22 protein-coding genes and 1 pseudogene are annotated in these 23,107 nt (G+C 59.9%); 10 read left to right on the forward strand and 13 right to left on the reverse strand.

Annotated features, from left to right (window positions below):
• Positions 1-19: 19 nt before the first annotated feature.
• The gene (gene prpB, locus HMPREF2692_RS05180; protein ID WP_062042050.1) at positions 20-952 is read right to left on the reverse strand and encodes a methylisocitrate lyase; all 933 of its coding nucleotides are present in this window, start codon (positions 950-952) and stop codon (positions 20-22) included.
• Complete coding sequence (gene prpD, locus HMPREF2692_RS05185; RefSeq protein ID WP_070823040.1) at positions 953-2,464, reverse strand: 2-methylcitrate dehydratase PrpD; 1,512 nt, start codon at positions 2,462-2,464, stop codon at positions 953-955. It lies immediately after the preceding gene.
• Between the two features lie 163 nt (positions 2,465-2,627).
• Between prpD and HMPREF2692_RS05190 the strand changes: the two are divergent.
• The 3 genes and pseudogenes from HMPREF2692_RS05190 (at position 2,628) to HMPREF2692_RS05200 (ending at position 5,257) form a co-directional block, all read left to right on the forward strand.
• Positions 2,628-3,944, forward strand: a pseudogene (locus HMPREF2692_RS05190) (short-chain fatty acyl-CoA regulator family protein).
• A gap of 142 nt (positions 3,945-4,086) precedes the next feature.
• A complete protein-coding gene (locus tag HMPREF2692_RS05195) occupies positions 4,087-4,896 on the forward strand; it encodes a hypothetical protein (RefSeq protein ID WP_141761308.1) in 810 nt (269 codons plus the stop codon).
• Between the two features lie 31 nt (positions 4,897-4,927).
• Entirely contained in the window at positions 4,928-5,257 is a 330-nt protein-coding gene (locus HMPREF2692_RS05200) for a hypothetical protein (RefSeq protein ID WP_141744829.1), read from the forward strand.
• Between the two features lie 111 nt (positions 5,258-5,368).
• Here HMPREF2692_RS05200 and HMPREF2692_RS05205 read toward each other — a convergent pair whose 3' ends face one another.
• From HMPREF2692_RS05205 to upp, 4 genes are all read right to left on the reverse strand, one after another.
• Entirely contained in the window at positions 5,369-6,817 is a 1,449-nt protein-coding gene (locus HMPREF2692_RS05205) for an NAD(P)H-quinone dehydrogenase (protein ID WP_235597081.1), read from the reverse strand.
• A gap of 65 nt (positions 6,818-6,882) precedes the next feature.
• On the reverse strand, positions 6,883-8,064 hold the full coding sequence (locus HMPREF2692_RS05210; RefSeq protein WP_070823041.1) for a M20 family metallopeptidase: 1,182 nt from the start codon (positions 8,062-8,064) through the stop codon (positions 6,883-6,885).
• 113 nt (positions 8,065-8,177) lie between these two features.
• Positions 8,178-8,501, reverse strand: coding sequence for a helix-turn-helix domain-containing protein (locus HMPREF2692_RS05215; protein ID WP_062035772.1), 324 nt, complete (start codon positions 8,499-8,501; stop codon positions 8,178-8,180).
• A gap of 51 nt (positions 8,502-8,552) precedes the next feature.
• Positions 8,553-9,188: a uracil phosphoribosyltransferase gene (gene upp / locus HMPREF2692_RS05220; RefSeq protein ID WP_070823043.1), complete on the reverse strand. Its 636-nt coding sequence runs from the start codon at positions 9,186-9,188 to the stop codon at positions 8,553-8,555.
• Between the two features lie 52 nt (positions 9,189-9,240).
• Between upp and HMPREF2692_RS05225 the strand changes: the two genes are divergently transcribed.
• From HMPREF2692_RS05225 to HMPREF2692_RS05235, 3 genes are all read left to right on the forward strand, one after another.
• Positions 9,241-9,525, forward strand: a complete 285-nt coding sequence (locus HMPREF2692_RS05225; protein ID WP_061920725.1) for a hypothetical protein — start codon at positions 9,241-9,243, stop codon at positions 9,523-9,525.
• The gene (locus HMPREF2692_RS05230; RefSeq protein ID WP_062042065.1) at positions 9,522-10,448 is read left to right on the forward strand and encodes a C40 family peptidase; all 927 of its coding nucleotides are present in this window, start codon (positions 9,522-9,524) and stop codon (positions 10,446-10,448) included. The genes HMPREF2692_RS05225 and HMPREF2692_RS05230 overlap by 4 nt, the downstream gene beginning before the upstream one ends.
• Before the next feature lie 68 nt (positions 10,449-10,516).
• Positions 10,517-11,755 carry a hypothetical protein gene (locus HMPREF2692_RS05235; protein WP_062042069.1) on the forward strand — a complete coding sequence of 413 codons (1,239 nt, stop codon included), beginning with the start codon at positions 10,517-10,519 and terminating at the stop codon, positions 11,753-11,755.
• Positions 11,756-11,854: 99 nt separating this feature from the next.
• Here HMPREF2692_RS05235 and HMPREF2692_RS05240 read toward each other — a convergent pair whose 3' ends face one another.
• A complete protein-coding gene (locus HMPREF2692_RS05240) occupies positions 11,855-12,739 on the reverse strand; it encodes an amidohydrolase family protein (RefSeq protein WP_235591001.1) in 885 nt (294 codons plus the stop codon).
• A gap of 40 nt (positions 12,740-12,779) precedes the next feature.
• On the opposite strand from HMPREF2692_RS05240, the gene HMPREF2692_RS05245 reads away from it, so the two are divergent.
• Complete coding sequence (locus HMPREF2692_RS05245) at positions 12,780-14,066, forward strand: D-alanyl-D-alanine carboxypeptidase family protein (RefSeq protein WP_070732139.1); 1,287 nt, start codon at positions 12,780-12,782, stop codon at positions 14,064-14,066.
• On the opposite strand, the gene HMPREF2692_RS05250 is transcribed toward HMPREF2692_RS05245, so the two are convergent.
• The 6 genes from HMPREF2692_RS05250 to HMPREF2692_RS05275 form a co-directional block, all read right to left on the reverse strand.
• Complete coding sequence (locus HMPREF2692_RS05250; RefSeq protein ID WP_062042072.1) at positions 14,035-14,871, reverse strand: RDD family protein; 837 nt, start codon at positions 14,869-14,871, stop codon at positions 14,035-14,037. The two genes, HMPREF2692_RS05245 and HMPREF2692_RS05250, sit on opposite strands and share 32 nt — an antisense overlap.
• A gap of 52 nt (positions 14,872-14,923) precedes the next feature.
• Positions 14,924-16,006 (reverse strand): YhjD/YihY/BrkB family envelope integrity protein, encoded by a 1,083-nt coding sequence (locus HMPREF2692_RS05255; RefSeq protein WP_061920839.1) that lies wholly within the window; start codon positions 16,004-16,006, stop codon positions 14,924-14,926.
• 95 nt (positions 16,007-16,101) lie between these two features.
• The gene (gene trpS, locus HMPREF2692_RS05260) at positions 16,102-17,121 is read right to left on the reverse strand and encodes a tryptophan--tRNA ligase (protein WP_061920716.1); all 1,020 of its coding nucleotides are present in this window, start codon (positions 17,119-17,121) and stop codon (positions 16,102-16,104) included.
• 98 nt (positions 17,122-17,219) lie between these two features.
• Entirely contained in the window at positions 17,220-17,411 is a 192-nt protein-coding gene (locus HMPREF2692_RS05265; protein ID WP_049147434.1) for a hypothetical protein, read from the reverse strand.
• Between the two features lie 55 nt (positions 17,412-17,466).
• A complete protein-coding gene (locus tag HMPREF2692_RS05270; protein ID WP_061920713.1) occupies positions 17,467-18,393 on the reverse strand; it encodes an exodeoxyribonuclease III in 927 nt (308 codons plus the stop codon).
• Positions 18,394-18,495: 102 nt separating this feature from the next.
• The gene (locus HMPREF2692_RS05275) at positions 18,496-19,668 is read right to left on the reverse strand and encodes an MFS transporter (protein ID WP_083323818.1); all 1,173 of its coding nucleotides are present in this window, start codon (positions 19,666-19,668) and stop codon (positions 18,496-18,498) included.
• A 388-nt stretch (positions 19,669-20,056) separates the two neighbouring features.
• Between HMPREF2692_RS05275 and HMPREF2692_RS05280 the strand changes: the two genes are divergently transcribed.
• The 3 genes from HMPREF2692_RS05280 to HMPREF2692_RS05290 are packed head-to-tail and all read left to right on the forward strand — an operon-like array spanning position 20,057 to position 23,092.
• Positions 20,057-21,091 carry an iron-siderophore ABC transporter substrate-binding protein gene (locus HMPREF2692_RS05280; protein WP_070432696.1) on the forward strand — a complete coding sequence of 345 codons (1,035 nt, stop codon included), beginning with the start codon at positions 20,057-20,059 and terminating at the stop codon, positions 21,089-21,091.
• Between the two features lie 4 nt (positions 21,092-21,095).
• The gene (locus HMPREF2692_RS05285; protein WP_070432695.1) at positions 21,096-22,088 is read left to right on the forward strand and encodes a FecCD family ABC transporter permease; all 993 of its coding nucleotides are present in this window, start codon (positions 21,096-21,098) and stop codon (positions 22,086-22,088) included.
• Entirely contained in the window at positions 22,088-23,092 is a 1,005-nt protein-coding gene (locus HMPREF2692_RS05290) for a FecCD family ABC transporter permease (RefSeq protein WP_062042088.1), read from the forward strand. Before HMPREF2692_RS05285 ends, HMPREF2692_RS05290 begins: the two co-directional genes overlap by 1 nt.
• The last annotated feature ends 15 nt before the right edge of the window (positions 23,093-23,107 follow it).

Here is a 23,107-nt window from a genome sequence, read left to right on the forward strand (position 1 = left end):
TGTGGGCTAGGCCGGGGTATTAGTCAAAAGTGGGCTTGTAGCTGTCCTTGGAGTACGTGAACACGCTCTGGTCAAAGGCGTTGTACTCGTCGTAGCGCACCAGCTCGTAGAGGCGGGAGCGGTGCTGCATGCGCTCGAGCCACTCCTCGGATTGCAGGCCGGTTTCCTGCATGTCGCGCAGGAATTCCTCAGTAGCGCCCATGGCCACGCGCAGGGTGGACACCGGCCAGATGACGGCGTTGTAGCCCAAGTCTTCGATGCGCTTAGCCGACAACAGCTCGGTCTTGCCGAACTCCGTCATGTTGGCCAGCAGTGGGGTATCCACGGCGGCGCGGAACTTTTCGAAGTCCTCGGGTGAGTACAGGGCCTCGGTGAAAATGAGGTCCGCGCCGGCATCGGCGTAGGCCTTGGCGCGCTCGATAGCGTCATCAATGCCGTGGATACCAGCGGCATCCGTGCGGGCACAGATGATGAAGTTCTCATCGCGGCGCTCGTTGACCGCGGCGGTGATGCGGCGAACCATGAGATCCGTCGGCACCACTTCCTTGCCATCGAGGTGGCCGCAGCGCTTCGGGTTGACTTGGTCTTCGAGGTGGCAGCCGGCCAGGCCAGCGTCCTCCAGCGCGGCGACCGTGCGGGCGGCGGACATGGGTTCGCCGAAGCCAGTGTCGGCGTCGACAAGCACCGGCAAATCCGTGGCGCGGGCGATGTGCCCGGCGCGCTGCGCTACCTCGGTCAACGTGGTCAGTCCAATGTCCGGGAGACCCAGGTCGTTAGCCAGCACCGCGCCGGAGACGTAGACGCCGCCGAAGCCACCAAGGTCTTGGATAAGACGCGCGGTGAGCGGATTGAACGCGCCCGGCAGCGTGGTGATTTCTGGTGCGTTCAGCGCCTCGCGAAAGCTCTTGCGCTTGTCCGCATTGCTGATAGTGGAACCAAACAGGCCAGCCATTTAGAACAGTCCCTTCGGGGTCTCAGGTGCGGTAGCGATGGCCTCGTCGGTGAGGCGAACGTTGAGCTCACTAAGGTCCGTGAGGTTCTCCAGGTCCTGCGCAGCCTTAAGGAAGCGCTCCTGCTCCTCCTCAGAAACCTTGCCCGCGGCCAACTTCTTGAACTTGTTGATGTACTCCTCGCGGCCGAAGGGGCGGGCGCCGAGCGGGTGGGCGTCGGCCACCGCGCGCTCATCCTCAATTACGGTGCCGTCCTTGAAGGTGATGACGGCCTTGCCGCCGAAAGCCTTCTCCTCCAGGTCGTTGGAGTGGTAGCGGCGGGTCCACTCTGGATCCTCAACGGTGGAAATCTTGTGCCACAGGTCGATGGTGTCCTGGCGGTGCTTGCGCTCGTCAGAGTAGGAGGTCTCGTAGTCCCACTCGCCGTCCTGCAGGGCCACGGCGAAGATGTACATGATGGAGTGATCCAGGGTCTCGCGGGAGGCGTTCGGATCCATCTTCTGCGGGTCGTTAGCACCGGTGCCGATGACGTAGTGCGTATGGTGCGAAGTGTGGAGGACGATGGACTCGATGTCCTCGGTCTTCAGGCCCTTCTCTGCGAGGGTCTCCTTGAGGGCAAAGGCCATGTCGATCGGGGCCTGTGCCTGGTACTCCGCGGAGTGCTCCTTGGTGTAAGTGTCCAGGATGGCGCGCTTTTCTTCGCCTTCAGCCGGCAGGGGGACGGTGTAGGTGCGTTCTGGGGAGTGCAGCATCCAGGCGATGAAGCCGTCCTCGCCTTCCCAGATGGGAGCCGGGGCACCCTCGCCGCGCATGGAGCGGTCCACTGCCTCAATGGCCATCTTGCCGGCAAACGCTGGGGCGTAGGCCTTCCAGGAGGAAATGAGGCCCTTGCGGGACTGGCGCGTGGCGGTCGTGGTGTGCAGTGCCTGGCCGATGGCCTGGTAGATGGTGTCCACGTCGAGGTTCAGCATGGTGCCGATACCCGCCGCGACGGACGGGCCAAGGTGTGCCACGTGGTCAATCTTCCACTCGTGGAGGCAAATGCCCTTGACCAGGTTGACCTGGATTTCATAGCCGGTGGCGATGCCGCGGATAAGGTCCTTGCCGGTCAGGCCCTTGTGCTGAGCCACGGCGAGAATCGGTGGGATGTTATCGCCCGGGTGGGAGTAATCCGCAGCAAGGAAGGTGTCGTGGTAATCCAGCTCACGTACGGCGGTGCCGTTGGCCAATGCTGCCCACTCGGCGGAGTAGGTACCGTCCACGCCGAAGATGGTGGCGCCGCTTTCCGACGTCTCATGGGCCTGCGCTATCACTCGCGCCGAGGTCACAGGGCGACGCGTAGCTGAGGCCACAGCAACAGAGGCGTTGTCGATGATGCGGTTAATGATCATCTCGGTGGTCTCGGCCGGAACCTCGACGGGATCGGCGGCTACCTTGGCAATCTTGTGTGCGAGATGCTCTTCGATGGGAAAGTCTTCGGCGGACTTGTGGGTCCGCACTTCGTGGTTAATCAACGTGTTCTCCTCCTAGGCAATGGCTGCGATAGCCATCACACTAATTATTCACGCGTGCGCTCCGCCACATGTGTAAACTGTGGAAATCTGTTGCAAGTCTTTGCGTTATTAGCAAAACTTGTGGAACATGCAGTTCATGCGGCATTTTCGGAGGATTCGAGAAATGACAAAGCACTACGCGGGGGCGAGAATCCACGCGCTACGCAAGGAACGCGGGCTCACTCAAGCGGCTATGGCCAAGCAACTTGGCCTGTCCACGAGCTATCTCAATCAACTGGAAAACGATCAACGTCCCCTTACAGTCACTGTTCTCATGCAGCTGACCCAGCGCTTCGACGTGGACCCGACCTACTTCTCGCCAGTCAAAGACGTGCGCACCATCTCCGATCTGCGCGCCATCTTCCCCCAGGCGCCCGAGTCCACGCTCTCCGAAATCGCCGCCCGCTACCCCGAGCTCATGCCGGAGCTCGTCGACATCGCCCGGCGCGTGCCGGACTCCCGGCCCGCCGGCTCCTACGAGGTCGTGCGCGATTTCTTCTACGACGCCAACAACTACATCCACGAGCTCGACGTCCTGGCCGAGGAGCTCTCCGGCCGGCTGGGCGACAGCCTGTTCCGCCTGACCCAGCTGTCTACGCTGCTCGACCGCGAGCTCGGCGTGCAGGTCCGCTTCCGCGCGGCCGGCCCCCACCTGCGCCGCCACTACGACCCTGAGACCCGGCAGCTGGACCTGCAGGACGGGCTGACCGATGCCCAGCTGTGCTTCCAGATGGCCCTCCAGTACTGCCTGCTGGCCTACCGCGAGGTCATGGACAACCTGGTCTCCGAGCTGGCCGATGCCGACTCCCGCGACCTGGCCACCTACGGCCTGGCCCAGTACTTCGCCGCCGCCGTGACCATGCCGTACACCGCCTTCCTCGAGCAGGCCGAGGACTTCCGCTACGACGTCGAGCGCCTCGCCACCGCCTTCGGCACCAGCTTCGAAGCCACCGCCCAGCGGCTAGCCACCCTCCAACGCCCTGGCGCCCAGGGCGTGCCGTTCTTTTTCATCCGCACCGACCGCGCGGGCAATATCTCCAAGCGCCAGTCCGCCACCAGCTTCCACTTCTCCCGCTCCGGCGGCTCCTGCCCGCTGTGGGTGGTCCACCGGGCCTTCGAGACCCCCAACCGCATCACCCGCCAGGTCGCCACCATGCCCGACGGGCACAGCTACCTGTGAATCGCCCGCCACATCCAGGGCCAGGTCCAGCCCTTTGGCACCCCGCGCAAGGAGTTCTCCGTCGGCCTGGGCTGCGACATCTCCCAGGCCCACCGGCTCATCTACTCCGACGCCCTCAACCTCAACCCGGCCGCCGCCACCCCCATCGGGCCCGGGTGCACCACCTGCCCGCGCAGCGCCTGCCCCCAGCGTGCTTTCCCGCAGTCCGGCGTCGAGGCGCACCACGATCTCAACGTCAGTCCCAACGGCCTGCATATATAGGCAAAAAGACATTTGTATCGAAGAAAACACTATTTTGAGTTGATGAGTAACGGCCGCACCGGTACCGTAATAAACGATGTGCACTATTTGAACATTGTTCACCTATACACACGCGCTTGACCCCCGAAGGGGATTCACTCGTATGAGAAAACCGATCATCTGGACTGGAATTGCGCTGCTAGCCGCTGCATACGCCTCGGCACCAGCAGCAACTGCCGCGACCAACAGGGATCAACCCAATCTGACAAATACGGCTAAGGAAATGGGCCTCTCCTTTGACGAAACGACGGGCCAAGTCAGAGTTTCTGATGCCGCTCGCTCCCTCGACATGCAGACGATTGAGAATGTGACTGAACGCGATACCCCACTCTCAGCTGAACACGATATTGCATCAAACTCCTCATTCATCGAAACTACTGACGCCGATTCAGTTAACTTGGTAGATACGTCCGGAGAACTTCTAGGAGTCGTTGAGATTGCAAAAGCGGTCGACGCGAGCGGTGCATTATCGGAAGTACGGCTCTCGTCATCCGACAGCGAAATCTCACTCCAAAACTCTGATTCTGCGGATACCGTTGACCTCGTATTCATTCCAGCCAAGGACCTTGGCCAGGACTCTACTGTCAACTATGAGGACGTGATTGGGGTTCCCGGAAATTACCTATTCGATCCAAACCATCCTCAGAAGCGTCTTCACGACTATTGCTCCAACTCCCCCGACGAGTTTCCGAATCCGATCGGGCCAAATGCCCCATTCCACGGACCTTGCGCAATTCACGACGTGTGCATTGAAGCCGCTGGTCACCACGATCACGCGTGCGACGGCCCCTTGCGTGACAACATGAAAAACAACTGCCGTGCGACTTACGGCCCCGGAGCTACCCGGGGCTCCTGTGAAGCCACCGCCGATGTTTATTATGGTGCGGTCACTGCCGCTTCTTATTTCGACTAGCCCCTTGAGCACCGGATTGGAGATGATTTAGGTGACAAATGCAAGAGTTTTAAGCTTTCTCTCGCTCGTATCGATTGTTGTCGCGATCGCTTGCATGTCCATGGAGTTTGGTACGGCTTTTCGAGTAATGGAATGGGTAGCGTTGATAGTCACGGTGGCAGCACTCGTAGCCATCCTGGCCCGCCCGCAGGCGCCGCGGATGCCGAAAATTGTGGGCGGCCTCGGCGCCGCGCTCATCATCGCGGGAGTGGGGTCCTTCATCGCGCTGACCGGCACCGCGTCCATCAACCTGACGGGCCTGGCGGCCCTGGCCGTGGGCTTTATCGCGCTGCTGGCCTACCTCTTCCTGGCCCGGGCCTAGGCCGCGGGAGCGGCAAAACCACGGAGAAAGCGCAGCAAAAAGGCAGCTGGTCTGACCAGCTGCCTTTAATTTGTGCCGCCGGGGCCGCCCTCGGGGGCGTTTGAGCAGTGTCTACTCCAGATCGTCGTGGGCAACCAGACGGCGTGCCGCCTCAGTGATGGTACCGGACAGCGACGGGTAGACCGCGAAGGAATCAGCCAGCTGGTTAACGGTCAGCTGGTTGGTCACTGCCACGGCAATTGGCAGGATGAGCTCGGAAGCGGTCGGTGCAACGACAACGCCGCCGATAACGCGGCCGGAGGTAGCACGACAGAACAGCTTCACAAAGCCGTGGTTCAGGGAGCGCATCTTCGCACGCGGGTTGGTGTTCAGCGGCATCGTAATGGTGCGCGCGGAAACCTCGCCGGCCTCAATCTCAGCCTGGGTAAAGCCCACAGCGGCAATCTCCGGCCGGGTAAACACGGCGGTGGCGACAGTCTTCAAACGCAACGGCGAAACGCCTTCACCAAGTGCGTGGTACATCGCGATGCGGCCCTGCATAGCGGCCACGGAAGCCAGCGGGAACAGGTCGGAGCAGTCACCGGCTGCGTAGATGCCCGCGACGTTGGTGCGAGAAACGCGGTCGACCTTGATGTGGCCCGACTTCTGAGTAGCCACACCAACGTGCTCAAGGCCAAGTTCCTGGGTATTCGGGATGGAGCCGATGGACATGATCACGTGCGAGCCATGAATCTCGCGGCCGTCCTGCGTCTTGACCACAACATTGCCGTCTTCAGTACGGGTAACGGTCTCAACGCGGCAGTTCTTCTCCAGCTCAACACCGCGCTCAGCCAGAACGGTCTCGAGGACGTCGGCTGCGTCGGCGTCATCATGCGGCAGAATACGGTCACGGGAAGCCACCATGGTTACCTTGACGCCCATCTCTGCAAAAGCAGAAACGAACTCCGCACCGGTCACGCCAGAACCGACCACGATGAGGTGCTCCGGATCTTCCTTCAAGTCATAGACCTGCTGCCAGGTCAGGATGCGCTCGCCGTCTGGCTGCGCGCCCGGCAGGATGCGCGGGGTGGCACCGGTAGCCACGAGCACGAGGTCTGCCTCGAGGGTTTCAGTTTCGCCTTCGCGCTTGACGACGTCGACCTTGTGCGCCGCGCCCTGCACCCCATGCTGATCCTCGTTGAAGCTCGCGCGGCCGTCAATAACGTTGACGCCGATCTTCTCCAGGCCTGCACGAACGTCTGCCGACTGCTTACCGGCCAGTACCTGCACGCGTTCGTTCAGGGCCTGCAGCTTCAGCTGCATTGAGCCGAGCTGCTCGTTGAGCCCCATGGCTTCAGCGCGACGGAAGTCGGTGCGCAGGTTTGCACCAGCAATGAAGGACTTGGAAGGAACGCAGTCCAGCAAGACGGAAGAACCGCCGGGGCCCTGCTCTTCAACCAGGGTAATCTGTGCGCCGTACTTGGCTCCGGCAATGGCCGCCTCGTAGCCTGCTGGGCCGCCACCGATGATAACGATGCGCGGGGCATCCTCGATTGCAGCGTCTAGCGTTTCCTTCGTCACTGTCTAATGCTCCTTTATAGAGTGTTTAAGGACCTAATCCTTAAGACAGTGTAATGGTTGCTCCCCTATTCCTGCACCTTGGTAAATTGCTCCACCACGGAGCCGAAAAGCTTCACGCCTACACCGATGCAGCGCTCGTCGACATTGAGATCGCCCATGTGCAGATCGTGCTGCTCGCCCTCGCCAGACCAGCAGCCCAAACGCGCCATGGAGCCCGGCACATGTTCTAAGTACCAAGAGAAGTCCTCGCCGCCGGAGGATTGCGGGGCCTGGACGACGGACTGCGGGTCGATGGCCTGTGCGGCAGATGCTAGCAGTGCGGTAGAGACGTCGTCGTTAAGCACGGGCGGAACGCCGCGGTGATACGTGAGCTCGTGTTCCACCCCAACCGGCGCCAATACCTGCTCCACGAGCTCCGAAAATAGCGCTTGCATGCCGCGCCAGATACCGATGTCCGCGGTGCGCATGGTGCCCGTTAGCGTGCCGGACTCCGGCATTGCGTTCGGCGCATAGCCGGAATTGACCTGTCCGAAGACCAAGACCGTTCCCGTCCGCGGATCCACCCGGCGCGACAGCAGGGCCGGCAGCTCCGTGATGACCTTGCCCAAAGCGTAGACGACGTCTGCAGAAAGGTGCGGGCGGGAGGTATGACCTCCTGGGCCTTTGATCTCGAGCTCGACGACGTCGGTTGCAGAGGTAATCGCCCCGGCACGCACGCCAATTCGGCCTACGCGCAGCTTCGGCTCCACGTGTACCGCAAAGATGGAGTTAACCCCTTCAAGAGCGCCCCACTCGATCACATCCGTGGCGCCGCCAACCCATACTTCCTCCGCTGGCTGGAAGATAACGCGTACACCCAACGGCAAGGAATGCGCGCGCTCGAAATCCGCCAGAGCGCACGCAAGCCCCAGAGCGATGGTGGTGTGCACATCGTGGCCGCAAGCGTGCATAGCACCGGGGTTTTCGGAGGTGTATTCCAACCCCGTGACCTCGGTAACCGGAAGTGCATCGATGTCGGCGCGAAAGGCCAAACGGCCCTGCTCGGTATCAGGGCCGATATCAACCATCAGGCCAGTCTGCGGGAAACGCTGCGGATTTAACCCATATTCTTCGAGCCTGCGGGCGATGAAGTTGGTGGTCTCAACTTCATTGTTGGACGTTTCCGGGTGCCGATGAATATGGCGGCGCCATGCAATTACTTCCGCGCGATGATTGTCGAACCACTCATTCACGAATGTGGAAATCACTCGGCACCTCCCAAAATTTTTCTACTGACCTCAAAGTCTACAACTAGACAAAGCGGTTCAGGTAGCCACGCAGCTCAGCGCCGGAATATACCAAGTGGTGCAGTTTTTCTTCTTTAAAATTCTGCGGCCGCAGCGAAGCGACGCCGGTCGATATACTCGGGCGCAAACGGGGTGACTTCGTCAAGCATGTGCTCCGCATCGGGCAGCAACGCAGACGGTGGCACTTCCAGCGCGAATGCCAACTTAAACATCGTTGAAAGCTGCGGATCCGCTCGCAGCGGCAGCGCCTTATCCGTACGCTCCAAGTTTGAGATTTGGCTGCGCGAGACCCCCGAGATTTCCGCCAAAGCCTGTTGGGACATGCGGCGCCGTGCACGAATCCCCCGTAGCCGCGCCGCAAAGTCATGCCCTACTAACGCCCACGTTTTGTTGGCCACGAATCTTTCCTTTCCCCCAAAAGTAGTTCGTGGCCGCTAGCCTAGCGCAGATTAGAAATCGATGTTGCGCGGGCCGTAGAGGCGGTCACCGGCGTCGCCCAAACCAGGAACGATGTAGGCGTCTTCATTCAGGTGCGAATCAATCGCGGCAGTAACCAGACGCACAGGCAGGCCAGAATTGGCCAGCACATCGACGCCTTCCTGCGCGGAAACCATGCAGATTGCGGTGATGTCGGTGGCGCCGCGATCTGCCAGCAGCTTTAGGGAATGCAGCAAGGAACCGCCGGTGGCCAGCATTGGATCCACCACAAAGACGGTGCGGCCGGAAAGATCCTCTGGCAGTGCCTCTAGGTAAGGGACCGGCTCATGGGTCTCTTCGTTGCGGGCCATGCCGATGAAGCCCACCTGCGCGTCTGGGATCATGGCGAGAGCTGGGTCAATCATGCCCAGTCCAGCGCGGATAATCGGAACGATGATGGGCGGGTCGAGCAGGCGGGTGCCTTCGGCTGTTGCCACGGGGGTCTCGCAATCGAAGTGCTCGACGTCAAGCTCGCGGGCGGCCTCATAAACAAGCATGGTTCCGAGGTCTTTGAGGGCGGCGCGGAATGTGGAGTTATCACTGCGTGCATCGCGCATGATGGTCAGGCGGGAAGCAGCAAGCGGGTGATCTACTACGTGGATGTCCATGGTTTCCCACTTTAGAACTTTTGGGAACCGTTTGGGTTTTGGGGCAGTCCAAATGACTATGACGACTTTCACGATTGATACCGAATTCACCCGACATCTAGCCCGCGAACTTTTTGCCGCTACGCAAGAGACCACTCCTCCACTTCCGCATATACCTGACGGTTCACTTTCTGCATTTGGTGCTCATCTTTGTGACGCCGTTGCCAACCTCAACTCCCGCACGGAATCTCTGCGCGCGGATATGGAAGAGGTAGCCGCGGCGTCGGTAGCCATGGCAGAGGAGGCGGACGCCGCTGATTCTGCGACTGCCGCTCATCTGGGAGGTGTTCTTTCATGATTGAGGCAGCAGTAAGGCAGATTTCGCAGATGGCTCCTCCTGCGCTACCGGCGGTAGAGCTGCCAAAGGTCCCGGATTTAGAGACTGTCCCGGCGCTGGCAAAAATTGCGCACGGTGACCCTTCCAAGCTTCTCGACGCCGCGAATGTCCTTGCAGAAGACCGCACCACCATAGAAAACGCGGTATCCCAGGCGCAACAACTGATTAAAGCTGCAGGCCGCGACCTCATTGGTATTGGAATCTCGCTGTTGACCAAGGCCGCCCCTGTGGCTTTGGGCATGCTCGTTCCGAACCCGGCAATCAATGCGGCAGCTCGGGCGCACATACAAGGTTTGATCGCGTCCCATCTGGCACAGGCTTTTGCGCGCTTAAAACAGCTTTTGAGCGAACTGTTGGCGGCGGCTCAGCCGCTATTGCCCATTGCCCGGCGCGCGGTGGAAAAGACTGTCATTGGCCGCAGCTCTGAGCCTGCCGAGCCGCAGATAGCGCTGGGAAATGGTGAGAAACCAAGCGAGGTTAAGCCGGTCGCTGGGCTTTCTTCTACCGTTGCGGCGGGTTCTTCCAGCGCAGGTGAGGGCAGCTCACAGGGCAAGGCCGCAGTCGCTGCGGCGATGAGCAAGCTCGGTACGCCTTATGTTTGGGGCGGTACGGGTAACGGCGGCTTCGATTGCTCCGGTCTTACCCAATGGGCGTGGCGCCAGGCAGGCGTGGAGATTCCACGCACGGCGGAAGCACAGACCGTGGGCAAGCAGGTTAGCGCAAATGAGCTCCAGCCGGGAGACCTCGTGGTTTGGGACGGGCACGTCGCGATGTACAAAGGCAGCGGTGAGATGATTGAAGCCGGCAGCCCGGTGGAGACGAGTCCGTTACGCACCAGCAATATGGGTATGGCCTTCAAGGGCTTTTGGCGGCCCACCGGCTAAAAGTATCTCGCTGGACTCGGGATATGCGAATACGGCGAATCTAAAATGTTTGGGTAGACTGTTTGCCCATGAGCACACGCGCAATTGTTCCAGTCCAGCTCTCCTTGACCGAGGGCGATTTCTACACCCTGTGGGCGCCAAAGTGGCGCCAGAATGGCTCCGAGTGGCAGGCATTTTTGGGGGATGCGGAATCAGTCCTCGTGTTCAACTCCGAAGCAGAGATGCTGTGCTACCTGGAGTCCGGAAAGCACCATGATCTCCTCGACCATCCACAGTGGTCCGAGTTCGCTGCGCGTGCCGAAGACCGCGTCAGCCCAGCAAAGAAGGAAGTCTTCGATCTCATCGGAATGCCGGCGCACCTAGCCGGCCGCCCCAGCCACGAAAACGTTAGCGCGGTTGCTCGCTGCCTAGAGGTAGCCGAGTCTCTCGCTAACGTAGCCGGCGCCGAGCACACCGTAATTTTCTTCGCCTCCCACTCCATCCTGCGCAACGTCCCGCGCGGTGCAGACCACTACGCGGGCGAGCAAGGCATGAGCGAATGGTCTGGTGTAGGCCGCGTAATCCTTGCTAACTGGAAGGAAGTAATCGAGGACCTCGATTCCAACGTCAAGGTAGTAGATTCTTCCGAGTTAGACTCGGCGCAAGTCGCTTCAGCCGAAGAGCGCATCGCAACCGCAACCGCGGCGGCCGAGAAGGAACGAAAGGAAAAGGCAGAGGCACGCAAAGCTGCGGCGGCGGCAGCGGACCCGTATGACAACTCCCCATGGGCTGCGGCGGGCATCGATCCGGTCAAAATCACCGCAGACATGAAGTCGGTTTATACGCTGCGCACCTACCTAGACGGCAAACCCGTGTTCTTGGGCAAGTGGGGCGAAATCTTCACCTTCAACTCCCCGAAGACTCTCGTTCGCTGGATTATGGAAAACGACGAGCATGATCTTGCCCGCGTTTCCACTTGGGAGGAACTCGTCTCCGCGGCCAACGCTGGCGAGCTGGAGCTTAGCGTTCACCCGGATAATCAGTACACCTTCAACGGGCTTACCCGCGATATCGAGAAGGGCCCCGAGGCAGTCGACCAAGACCAGATGGGCCGCTGCTACGAGGTTTGCGCAGATGCCGCAGACTGGGCTGGCGACGACTCTATTAACTCCTACATGCTCGAAAACCCACGTTTCCAGGATTACTTGGGCTACATGCTGGGCTCCACCGAGCACGCAGGCTACGTCCCCTCGAAGCCTTATAACCACCACGCAGAGGCATGGAAGGGCCTAGAGGAAATGCTCATCAAGCGTTTCTCCCGCTTCTAGCCTCAACGTGAAAAGACCCTGCATCGCAAGATGCAGGGTCTTTTACGATGCAGGGTCTTTTGCTTGTGCTGGCATTACTTCGCCGGCTGCTCCGGGGAACTATTCCGCGGCGACGGACTCTTCGGTGTCTGGTCCTGCAAGCTCAGGGTCAGAAAGCTCCTCGTATGCGGGAAGGATGACAGTCTCCAGCAAGTGCTGACGCTCCTCCTCAGTGCTAAACGAGTTCTCCAGCGCCTTCACGCTCAAATCGAAAAACTCCTCCAACCCGTAGCCAAAGTGCTCGGTTAAAGCCAGGAACACCTCATTGAGATTGCCCGAACCGGCGGTTACGGCACAGGTAAAGCCCAGCTGCTGTAGCAGCGGCAGCGGATGGTCGCTGAATTCCTCAAAAGACAGCGGCTCAAAGGTAGCTGCCAGATGGCGATCCCGAATCCAACTCGAGACCGTTCCTGGCTGGATGCCCTCGAGATCGGCGGAGAAATCATCCGGCAGCTGGGTCGCATGCGCCAAACGAGTGGCACCGGCCTGCACAGCAGCAGCAACCGCCCCGAATTCGAGGCCGCGGACATCAACAACGAAAGGCACGAAATTCGCGCGCAGATCCGCAACAACCTGCGGATCACTCTCGCCTTCCAGCACAAAACCGACGACCTGCGAGCCCAAACGGGCGCTAGCGGACTGCGGGGCGTTGGTCAGCAACAAACGCGCATCAATTCCGGCAACGTCGAGGCCGGCTGTCGCTGCTTCGAGAGCGGCTTCCGCACCAAAAGCAAATGCCTGTGGGTCGAAACGAATCTCTGCATACACCACGTTCGCCGCGGCCAATTCCTGAACATATTCGCGCATCGCCGCGGTTAAGGCGGCGTTATCTGCGGGCAAAGATTCCGGCGCGAAAACCGCATCCAATTCGACCTTGGGAAGACGAGCGATAAGCTCCGGCGCGGAATCTTTATTTTCTGGGCTAATTAATGGTGCGTCATGCATAAGACACATCCTAGGCACTGTGCCTAAGATGTTCCATGCCATGAAAAACGTTATCGCTACCTTCCTCGCTTCCGCCTGCCTCGTCGCTAGTGCTCCGCTTGCCTCGGCCCAAGACTTTGCACCCGCAGAGTCCGAACCTGACTCCAACGCTGAGCCAAACGTTGAAGGCGCCGAGACCAACGCAGACGCCGCAGAAATGAGCACGGACGCCGAATCCTCGGCCATCCGGACCGAAGCGCCAAACACCGATAACTGCCCCCACTCGCTTAGCCCCGGAGAGCCCGTCTCCACCTCGGAGCGTCTCGCGCCGGGCCAGCCCACCCCAACTCCCCTGCCGCCTGTCGAGTCCACGCAGCGCTGTGGTGTCACCGCCGCCCCAAGATTCGATCTCAATAAGGACGTCGTCGCCTCCGCTTGGATGGTCAGCGACTTAGACACCGGCGAGATCATCGCCATGAAAGACCCGCACGGCCGCTACCGGCCGGCTTCTATCATCAAGGCCCTTCTAGCACTCGTGGTCATCGAGGAAGTCCCCCTCGACAAAAAAGTCAAAGCCACCATGGAAGATGCATCCGTCGAAGGCTCCGCCGTAGGTATCGGCCCCGACGGCGAATACACCGTTGAACAACTCCTCGAGGGCCTGTTGATGGCCTCCGGCAATGACGCCGCCCACGCCCTCGCCGGCCAAGTTGGCGGCGATGAGAAGGCCCTACGCAAAGTCAACGCGCTCGCGAAGAAGCTCGGCACCCGCTCCACCCACGCGGCAAGCTACTCGGGCCTCGATTCAGCCGGCATGTCCACCTCCGCGGAAGACATCTCCATCATCTACCGCGCGGCGTTCCAAAATAAGACTTTCGCCCGCATCGTCGATACCGAACACGTCAAATTTCCCGGCTGGGGCGAACTGCCTGGCTACGAGTTATGGAACGACAACGGCCTTTATTTAAACGATCCCCACGGAATCGGCGGTAAGACCGGCTACACCGAAGACGCACACCACACTTTCGTTGGCGCACTCGACCGCGATGGCCGCCGCCTGCAGGCCGTCATCTTAGATACCACCGTCGAGCACGGCTTCCGCGCGTGGCAGCAGGCGCAGATGCTTCTCGACGCCGCGTATAAAGTCCCGGCTGGCTCGGGCGTCGGCAAGCTTGGCGACGCCCCGCAGAAAGAAACTCCTCGCCCCGCACCGCAGACCACGCAGCAGGCCCCCGAAACTAAAAAATCAGCCCTCGAGAAAATCGAGGGCTGGGCCGGCTGGGCCATCGCTGCAGCAGTGGCCTTGCTGGTTATCGTTATCGCTGCTTTTTCACTACTTCGGCATTAGCGAGGTTATCGTGCGCACCGAGTAAACCATTTTCCTGATTGATAGTGGTGGCGTAGAAAATCGCGGCGAAGAAGCTGACTGCCCCACCCAAACCTGGAACGAGGGTGACAACGCGCCACCACTGCCGTTTCAAAGACTGGATAACGCTGAGCTTGTCACCCGAAGTCCGGTCACGGACCTCATAGCCCAACAGCTTCTTTACCGGCGTTGCACCCCATGAAACTTCGAAGCCTACGCAGTACAAAATCGTGCACAGCCCGAAGATAAGAGACATTGACAGCTCCGAGGCCCCCGCACTTATTGCCGCAATCGGAGCAGAAACCATGCCGCATAGGACGAGGTCCGCAATAGCCATCAGCGCACGGGTGCTGCCCAACGGGCGCTCGGCGTTAACTTGCGCTGGCTGATACGGGCTAAACGGTGCCGGAGCGGCCGCCTTATTCTGCGGCGCGAAAGGATCGAAGGGCGAAGCCTGGGCCTGCGCAGTTGGAGCGAAACCATAAGGCTGCTGTGGGCGCTGCATTTGCGCCGGCCACTCTCCGTAAGCCGCAAGCTCACTCAGCTGCGCCCAGGTGGGCTGGAAACTATCCTCCAGGCCCTGATCGTAGGTGGCGCGGTTTTCCGGGTTAGACAAGATTGTGTGGGCAATCTGTGCTTCTTGCCGGCGGTCGTCGCCAAGCTCGAAGCCCATCTGCTCCAGACGCGCATCCTTGGCAGCAAGCAAGATTCCCAGCTCTCGGGAAGTGCTGCGATGGTCGAGAGAAAAGTGCTCGTACAGGTTCGGCGCGAAGGATTCTGGAGTCATAATAAGTAGTCTAAATCAGAGCCTAAATTATGGTGTCGGGGACGGGGGAATGTTACTTTCGACGTAGCAGTGCCGCGATGCCGGCAACCACAGCACCCATCGCCGCACCTGCGCCGAGGGTCACGCTAGTCGACGGTCCGCTCTTGACCTCGTTGCGCACGCGGATCACGGCAGGCTCCGGCACTGGTGGCTCCGCCAACTCCATGGATTCTTCTGTAGTGGCGGTCCACGCGGAGACATAAAGTACGACGCGCCAAACCAGGTACATCATGACCATAAGCACGATGACCGGACCAAATACCGCACCCGCGGGGTTGCCGGAGGCAGAAGACATGATCACGGTGGAAAGCTGCTTGATGGCCTCGAATGCCACCGCACCGATTGCCGCGCCCTTCAGGCCGGACTTGGTAGGGACCTCTGTGCGTGGAAGGAAGACGATCATCCACCAGAACACGAGGAAGTTCGCCAGCAGGCCGAGGGCAATACCGGCCAGGATGATCACGGCGTCCATGCCCGGGAAGGAGGCGATACCGACCTTTTCAAAGATTTTCTGAGTAAGACCGGACGAGCCCGCGGCGGTAACGCCGAAGGCGACGATGAGCGCCACCAGCAGGCCGATTAGGCCCAGAAGGTCGCTCAACTTTTGGGTAAAGAAGTTGCCCTGGGTTTCGTTCGGATCCTTATCCCACATCGCAGAAATGCCGATACGCAGGTTATTCATCCAGCCCAAGCCGGACCAGAGAGTGGTAAGGCCACCGATGCCGTACATCGCGCCGCGCTGGGCGATGGCGGTTTCTAGGACCTCGTTGATGGTGCCGCCAAGGTCACCGGATACGGAGTCGGAAATGTAATCCTGGACCTGCTGCATGAGGTCAGGGCGGCTCGCCAAGACCGTTGCGGCAACTGCCACCGTAAGCATGAATAGCGGGAAGACTGCCAGCACCGAGAAATAGGTGATGCCGGCGGCGAACTGGTTGCCGCCGTTTTCGCCGTAGCGGCCCAGCATGCGCATGATGTGGTCGATGAAAGGCGACTTATCCCGCACCTTGTCTACCGGACTTGGGTCATCAGCGTAGGCGCGTTCGATGCCGTAGTCGTCCGTCTTGGAAGAGTCTGTTTGGGTGGTGGTAGCCACGGGCAACATGTCCTTTTCACGTATGAGTTTTCACATATAAGTTCAGACTACCCAGGTTAGCGTGTCATACCACCACCGCGCAGAATTGCTGGCTTTTACTTACGCAGTCGGGGGAGGAATCCGACTGCCTCGTAAACCTTCTCCACGAGCGGTTCTGCAATCTCCGAAGCCGCCTCTGCGCCTTTAGCCAGCAGGCGTTCCAGCTCGCCGCGGTCCGCCATGAGCTCGTCGTAGCGCGACTTCAAAGGAGTAGTAAACGCCTCCAGCGCATCGGCGGTATCCACCTTGAGGTGGCCATAGCCCTTATCGGCGTACTTCTCCACCAGCGCATCAATCTTCTCGCCCGTGAGCGCAGACTGGATGACCAGCAAATTAGACACGCCCGGCTGCTTTTCGCGGTCGAAGGCCACAACGCCCAAGTCATCGGTGACCGCAGACTTGATGCGCTTCGCGGAAGTCTTAGGCGGATCCAGCAGGTTAATAAGGCCCTTTGGGTTATCTCCCGACTTCGACATCTTCGAAGTCGGCTCCTGCAGGTCATAGATCTTCGCAGCGCCTTCCGGAATGAATGGTTCCGGAACGCGGAAAACCTCGCCGTATTTGTTGTTAAAGCGCTCCGCCAGGTTGCGGGTTAGCTCCAGGTGCTGGCGCTGGTCCTCGCCCACCGGCACGTAGTCCGGGGAGTACAGGAGGATATCGGCTGCCATCAGCATTGGGTAAGTAAACAGGCCAACCGTTGTGCGATCCGAGCCGTGCTTTGCAGACTTATCCTTGAACTGGGTCATGCGGGAGGCCTCGCCGAAACCGGTCAGGCACTGCAGCACCCAAGTCAGCTCCGTATGTGCCGGAACGTGGGACTGAACAAAAAGCGTGGACTTTTCCGGGTCAATGCCCAGCGCAATAAGCTGTGCGGCACCCGCGACGGTGCGGTTGCGCAACTCCTCCGGATTCTGCTCGACGGTAATCGCGTGCAGATCAGGGATGAAGTAGAAGGCCTCGTAGCCGTTTTGCAGATCGATCCACTGCTTCAGCGCTCCCAAGTAGTTACCCAGGTGATAGGAATCAGCCGTGGGTTGGATACCGGACAGTACGCGGGATGGATTCTGCTCATTCATGGTTATTCACTCTACCCCGGCAGCTGCAGCGCGCACCCAAGAGATCAAAAATGCCCCTTCCCCAAAGGCAGGAAAGAGGCATCAAAGATGCGCAGGCTTTAAAGCTTGCGGGAGGTTGGCGCATGAACGTCGAGCATAACTGCCCAACCAGCGACCATGAACGCGCCGCCGACGCCCTGGAGGATAATAGGAGCCAGGAAGGCGAAGGACGGACCTACGATGGTCCACCACCAAATACCCAGGCCGAGCAGTACGGCGCCGAGCACGAAGTAAATAATTGCGCGGGTCATTAGGTTCTCCGTATACGAACTTAAGGGTTTAAAGACTGATCCAGTTTAACACCGCTTAGCGATACTGCACCAGCAAAGGGGAATGATCGGACCACCGCTCCTCCACGCTTGGTGCTTTTTCCACCCAGCTTTTTTCTACACGGGAGAGCAAGTCCTTGGTCGCCGCCTGATAATCGATGCGCCAGCCTGCGTCATTATTAAAAGCCTGGCCGCGATAGGTCCACCAGGTATATGGACCATCAGCCTCTGGCGCCAAGCGCCTTGCAACGTCGTACCATTTGACGTCTTCCTCCCCCGGCACGCGGGTGGACCAGTCAGTCTTGGTCGCATACTCCACGACGCCCAGGTAATCGCCCAACCCCTTCTTCGGTTGCGGCGCGTCGTCCGGGAAGGTGCCAAAGACGTGATCCATGAAAGCGCGCTCTTCCGGCAGGTGGCCCGACTTCTTCTCGTTGGCCTTGTTGTTTTTCAGATCCTGCGCGCGATGGCAGATATTCCAGTCACCGCCGATAACTGCCTGCGGGTAAGCCTCTGCCAGCTCAGACAACACGCCTGAGAACTCGTCGAGGAAAAGGTACTTTTCATCGAGCTTTGGCGAATCCGTATCGCCCGAAGGCAGGTACAGCGACGCCACTCGAACGTCCTTGCCCTCTGGGTCCTTAACGGTAGCCGCAATGAAGCGACCGGCATCGAGGAAGGAACCGAAGCCAACGGTGACGTCGCTAAGCGGCGTGCGCGACAAGATTCCCACGCCCGCGCGCCCCTTAGCGGCAGCCTCTGCCTGCTCGAGGTGCCAGCCGGCCTCCAAAGCTGGGGCAAGCGCCTTCTCCGTCTCCTTCGGATTCGCGCGGACTTCCTGCATGAGGACAACGTCCGCCGCAGTCTCAGCAAGCCACGCATTCATGCCTGGGTTGTTTTCATTGCGCTGCCTGCAGGCGGCGCGAATTCCGTTGACGTTAACGCTTGCGATAGTAAAAGTCATGCGCGCCAGTCTACTTACGCGCGAGCAGACAAACCGCAACCGCCACCGCGGCTAGTGCCGTGCCCGCCAGCGCCGGTGGATGCCTGAGAGCTCATAGCCTCTCTAGCTTTGTTCGATGATCTTGCTATAAACACCGCTTCGCTTGGCGGTTACCTGCGTGATGAACCAGACGACGATACCGCCCGATGCGAGCACCGCACCGACAAGCGAGGTGGCGTTGTAGTCAAAGCCCACACCGACGACGAGTCCGCCCAAAGCCGCGCCCGAGGCGTTCGCGATGTTCAACGCGGACTGGTTGAACGCGGAAGCCAGGGTCTGAGCATCGCCGGCAACAATCATGAGGCGCAGCTGCAGCGATGGGATAAGGACGGAGCCGAAGAAGGCTAGGAAACCGAACGCGGTGGCGGCCACCCACAGACTATGGGCGCCGAAGAAGAAGATAAGGGAGGTCGCAACCAAGCAGAGGAGGGCGAAGACGATAGAGTATTCGGTGTTGCGGTCAGCAAGCGCGCCGCCAACCGCGTTGCCGATGGTCATTCCGATGCCGTAAATCATCAGCACCGCCCAGGTCCAGTGCTCTGGCATTCCCGCAACTTCGGTCATCGTCCAGGTGATGTAGGTGTAGACGGCGAACATGCCGCCGAAGCCGACGATGCCCATGATGACAGAAAGCCATACCTGCAGGTTCTTCAAAGCGCCCAGCTCAGTGGAGATATCCGTCGAAGGCATCTGGGTCATGTGTGGGAAAAGGAAAAACAGCAGAATCATCGTCGCCAGCGCGAGCAGGACGACGAGGAAGTAAGCCGCGTGCCAACCCAAGCTCTGGCCCAGCGCCTGGGCTGCTGGCACGCCGACGACCGTGGCAACGGCCAAACCCATGCCGATTGCGGCCATCGCCTTACCGCGAGCGCCTTTCGGCGCCATCGCCGCAGCCGAGAGGTTGGCCACGGAGAAATAAGCGCCGTGCGGCAAGCCTGCGATAAAACGGGCAATAAGTAACGTCGCCAGGTTCGGCGCCAGTGCCGTCAGTAGGTTGCCAATCAGAAGAAATGCGATCAGCAAAATGATCAGTCGACGGCGCGGGAATTTGCCCGTTACCGCAGAAATCACCGGCGCACCGACCACAACGCCGAGCGCGTAGACCGAAATCAGCGTCGAGGCAGCGTCCTCCGTAATGCCGAAGTCACCTGCGATAAGCGGCAGCAAGCCCATCGACACGAACTCGGTGGTGCCAATCGAAAACGCACCCAGCGCAAGGGCGAGGGTAACCAGCATACGGCGGGCATTGGAAATCTCGGTTTGGCGGGGGACGCGGGGCTTGGGTGCGGCGTCGGCAAGCAAGGCATCGGCACGCGAAGCATCGGCAGGCGAAGCATCGGCACGCGAAGCGTCGGGACGCGAACTATCGGCGGACGCGGCGGTAGAAGAAACAGGTTTCACGTGCGGAGACCTTAGCGCGGGGCAGACAGTGTGCGTAAGTCGGAAAGACTGAACTGGGTTATTCCCACACCGTCGGACTTTTGTGTCAAAGCTCATACCGAAGAAATTGCGCAACATAGTCGTTGCATAATAGGCTTGCCTGAGTTAGAACAGGATTACCTTATCCAGTAATTACTGCTGATCCACCAAGCAAGGAGATCTCCCCCTCGTACGTGCACAAAGCATCATCGCCTCCGTCGCAGCGGCAGCCACGCTATTCAGCGTCACCGCCTGCTCGTCCGAAGAATCGACCAGCAACGAGTCTGTCTCCTCTGCAGACAACGCGAACTCGGCCGCTTTCCCCGTCACCATCGAGCACGCTTTCAGTGAGACCACTATCGAGAAGGCGCCTGAGCGCGTAGCCACCGTTGGCTGGGCCAACCACGAGGTCCCCCTTGCCCTTGGCGTTGCACCAGTGGGCATGTCCAAGTCCACCTGGGGCGATGACAACGGCAACGGCATCATGCCGTGGACCGAAGAAAAGCTAAAGGAGCTCGGTGCTGAAACCCCGACGCTTTTCGATGAAACCGACGGCATCCCCTTCGAGCAGGTCGCCGATACCCAGCCGGACGTCATTCTGGCCTCCTACTCTGGCTTGACGCAAGAGGACTACGACACGCTGTCCAAGATCGCTCCCGTCGTGGCCTACCCCGATGTTCCATGGGCTACGTCCATGGAAGAGATGGTGGAGATGAACGCTGAGGCCATCGGCAAGGAAGACGAAGGCAAAAAGCTTGTCGACGACCTCGATAAACAAACCGAAAAGGCCCTGAGCAAATATCCAGACTTAAAGGACAAGAAGCTCCTGTTCACCGCATTCGGCGGCACCACTGACGCCTCCAAGATTGGTTTCTTTACCACTGAGGATCCGCGCATGGGCTTCCTTGCTGAACACGGTCTCGGAACCCCGGACATCGTAGAGAAGAACTCCAAGGGCGCGAAGCAGTTCTGGGTTGAGGTCTCGGCCGAAAAGCCGGAAGAATTCAACGACGTCGATCTCGTCGTGGCCTACTCCTCCGGCAACGCGGCGGATGACAAGAAGGCTTTGGAGGAAATGCAAAAGGATCCACTTAAGGGCAAGATTCCGGCCGTCAAGGCTGGCCACGTTGTTTTCCTCGACAACGGCCCACTTGGTGCTTCTGCTAACCAATCTCCGCTTTCTATTCCATGGGGTATCGATAAATACTTCGAGCGCTTGAACTCCGGTTTGCAGGGCTAATTCCATGACGGCTAAAAAGACCGCCGTCAGCATCGGACTATTGGCCGCCACTGTTGCCGCAGTGGTGGCTTCGGTCATGTTTGGCGTGCGCACGATTTCCCTATCCGACGCCCTCTCAGCGCTTAGCGGTTCCACTGCCACCGCCAGTGAGGCCGCCGCCTACTTGCGCGTGCCCCGCACCGTTTTGGCACTATTCGTCGGAGCTGCACTCGCCATGTCGGGCACCACGTTGCAAGCCATGACCCGCAATCCCCTCGCCGACCCCGGCATCTTCGGCATCCTGTCTGGTGCTTCCCTCGCTGTGGTCGTGGGTATCGCGTTCTTCGGACTCTCGCGCCCTGTTCCGACGATGATTGTGTCCATCATCGGTTCTTTCGCGGCCGCGGCGTTTGTTTATTTCGTCGGTTCCCTAGGCCACGGAGGCGCTACTCCCCTAAAGCTCGCGCTGTCCGGCGCCGCTACAGCCGCGGCCTGCTCGAGCTTGGTCAGCGCCGTGCTTTTGCCCCGCACCGATGTCATGGACCAGTTCCGTTTCTGGCAAATTGGCTCCGTTGGCGGCGCCCAGTGGCCGCATATCGCTATGGCCCTGCCTTTCCTAGTGCTGGGTCTTGTCATCGTGTTGGCCTGTTCGACAGCGCTCAACGCACTTGCGCTTGGCGACGACGTCGCCACCGGCCTCGGCATCAACGTCCTGCGTGCGCGCCTAATCTCCGTTGTCGGGACAGTCATCTTGTGCGGCACGGCCACGGCGCTCGCCGGCCCCATCGCTTTTGTGGGACTTATCGTCCCGCACGTGATGCGCTTGGCCCTAGGAACCGACCATCGACTTCTCCTGCCGATGACCGGCCTCGCCGGCGCCTTCCTGCTCGTCGCAGCCGATACTTTGGGCCGCATCGTCGCACGCCCCAGCGAGATTGCCGTCGGAATCCTCACCCCGCTTATCGGAGCGCCATTGTTTATTTGGATCGTCCGTCGCACAAAGGTGCGTGATCTCTAATGCAAACACTCCAGCAGCAGCGCCGTGCCCGCACTCGTTCTTTTGCCTGGTGCCTTAGCGCGCTCATCGCTCTCATCGTAGTGTTGTGGGCCGCCAGACTCATGTTTGACGAGACCTTCTACGGCCCCCAGAAGATCCTCCAGGTCTTACTCGGAGAGACCGTTCCCGGCGCTTCCTTTACCGTCGGCGAACTACGCCTGCCGCGGGCCACCGTGGCCGTGGCTGCAGGAATCGCTTTCGGCATCGCCGGTGTGACCTTCCAAACCATGCTGCGCAACCAGCTAGCCTCGCCGGATATCATCGGCATCTCCTCCGGCGCCTCAGCCGCAGGCATTACGGCAATCGTCTTTTTCAATGCTTCCCAAACCACAGTCTCGATTTGGTCGCTGCTGTGTTCCCTCGCTGTTGCCGGAGCCATCTATTTGTTGTCGCTCAAGTCAGGTTTTACTGGCACCCGCCTGATTCTCATCGGCATCGGTATGTCCGCAATCTTGCAGGCCTGGACGAACTTCGTGCTATCGAAAGCACCGTCTTATGACCTGCCCACGGCCACACGGTGGATTACGGGCTCACTCAACACCATGTCTTGGCAGCGTGGCCTCCCCCTCCTCGTGGCGGTAGTAGTCATCGCGCCGGTCATGGTTATGCTCGGCCACAAACTCAACGTGCTACGGCTTGGCGACGACCTCGCCGTCGGACTCGGCCTCCGCCTTAACGCTGTACGCGTTACGGCAATTGTCGGTGCGGTCATCCTCATCGCAGTGGCCACCGCTTCGACAGGCCCCATTGCATTCGTGGAATTTATGGCAGGGCCAATCGCCACCCGGCTTTTCCGTCAGGGACCTTCGATGATCGCTCCCGCCGGTGCCATCGGCGCCATCCTAGTTCTTGCTGCGGACATGGCCGGACAATACTTCTTCGGCACCCGCTATCCGGTCGGAGTCGTCACCGGTGCGCTCGGCGCTCCCTTCCTTATCTATTTGCTTACCCGTACCAACCGTTAGGACACCGTCGCCACA

Origin of the sequence: Corynebacterium sp. HMSC036D03 (assembly GCF_001836185.1) — a bacterium.
Classification (GTDB): domain Bacteria; phylum Actinomycetota; class Actinomycetes; order Mycobacteriales; family Mycobacteriaceae; genus Corynebacterium; species Corynebacterium simulans.

Excerpts from the sequence above, each read along its gene's own strand:
- HMPREF2692_RS05235 (WP_062042069.1), top strand. The coding sequence starts at position 10,517 with ATGAGCACACGCGCAATTGTTCCAGTCCAGCTCTCCTTGACCGAGGGC.
- HMPREF2692_RS05275 (WP_083323818.1), bottom strand. The coding sequence starts at position 19,668 with ATGCTGGTTACCCTCGCCCTTGCGCTGGGTGCGTTTTCGATTGGCACC.
- HMPREF2692_RS05285 (WP_070432695.1), top strand. The coding sequence starts at position 21,096 with ATGACGGCTAAAAAGACCGCCGTCAGCATCGGACTATTGGCCGCCACT.
- HMPREF2692_RS05245 (WP_070732139.1), top strand. The coding sequence starts at position 12,780 with ATGAAAAACGTTATCGCTACCTTCCTCGCTTCCGCCTGCCTCGTCGCT.
- HMPREF2692_RS05240 (WP_235591001.1), bottom strand. The coding sequence starts at position 12,739 with ATGCATGACGCACCATTAATTAGCCCAGAAAATAAAGATTCCGCGCCG.
- prpB (WP_062042050.1), bottom strand. The coding sequence starts at position 952 with ATGGCTGGCCTGTTTGGTTCCACTATCAGCAATGCGGACAAGCGCAAG.
- HMPREF2692_RS05250 (WP_062042072.1), bottom strand. The coding sequence starts at position 14,871 with ATGACTCCAGAATCCTTCGCGCCGAACCTGTACGAGCACTTTTCTCTC.
- trpS (WP_061920716.1), bottom strand. The coding sequence starts at position 17,121 with ATGAATGAGCAGAATCCATCCCGCGTACTGTCCGGTATCCAACCCACG.
- HMPREF2692_RS05270 (WP_061920713.1), bottom strand. The coding sequence starts at position 18,393 with ATGACTTTTACTATCGCAAGCGTTAACGTCAACGGAATTCGCGCCGCC.
- HMPREF2692_RS05195 (WP_141761308.1), top strand. The coding sequence starts at position 4,087 with ATGAGAAAACCGATCATCTGGACTGGAATTGCGCTGCTAGCCGCTGCA.
- HMPREF2692_RS05265 (WP_049147434.1), bottom strand. The coding sequence starts at position 17,411 with ATGACCCGCGCAATTATTTACTTCGTGCTCGGCGCCGTACTGCTCGGC.
- HMPREF2692_RS05230 (WP_062042065.1), top strand. The coding sequence starts at position 9,522 with ATGATTGAGGCAGCAGTAAGGCAGATTTCGCAGATGGCTCCTCCTGCG.
- upp (WP_070823043.1), bottom strand. The coding sequence starts at position 9,188 with ATGGACATCCACGTAGTAGATCACCCGCTTGCTGCTTCCCGCCTGACC.
- HMPREF2692_RS05290 (WP_062042088.1), top strand. The coding sequence starts at position 22,088 with ATGCAAACACTCCAGCAGCAGCGCCGTGCCCGCACTCGTTCTTTTGCC.
- HMPREF2692_RS05225 (WP_061920725.1), top strand. The coding sequence starts at position 9,241 with ATGACTATGACGACTTTCACGATTGATACCGAATTCACCCGACATCTA.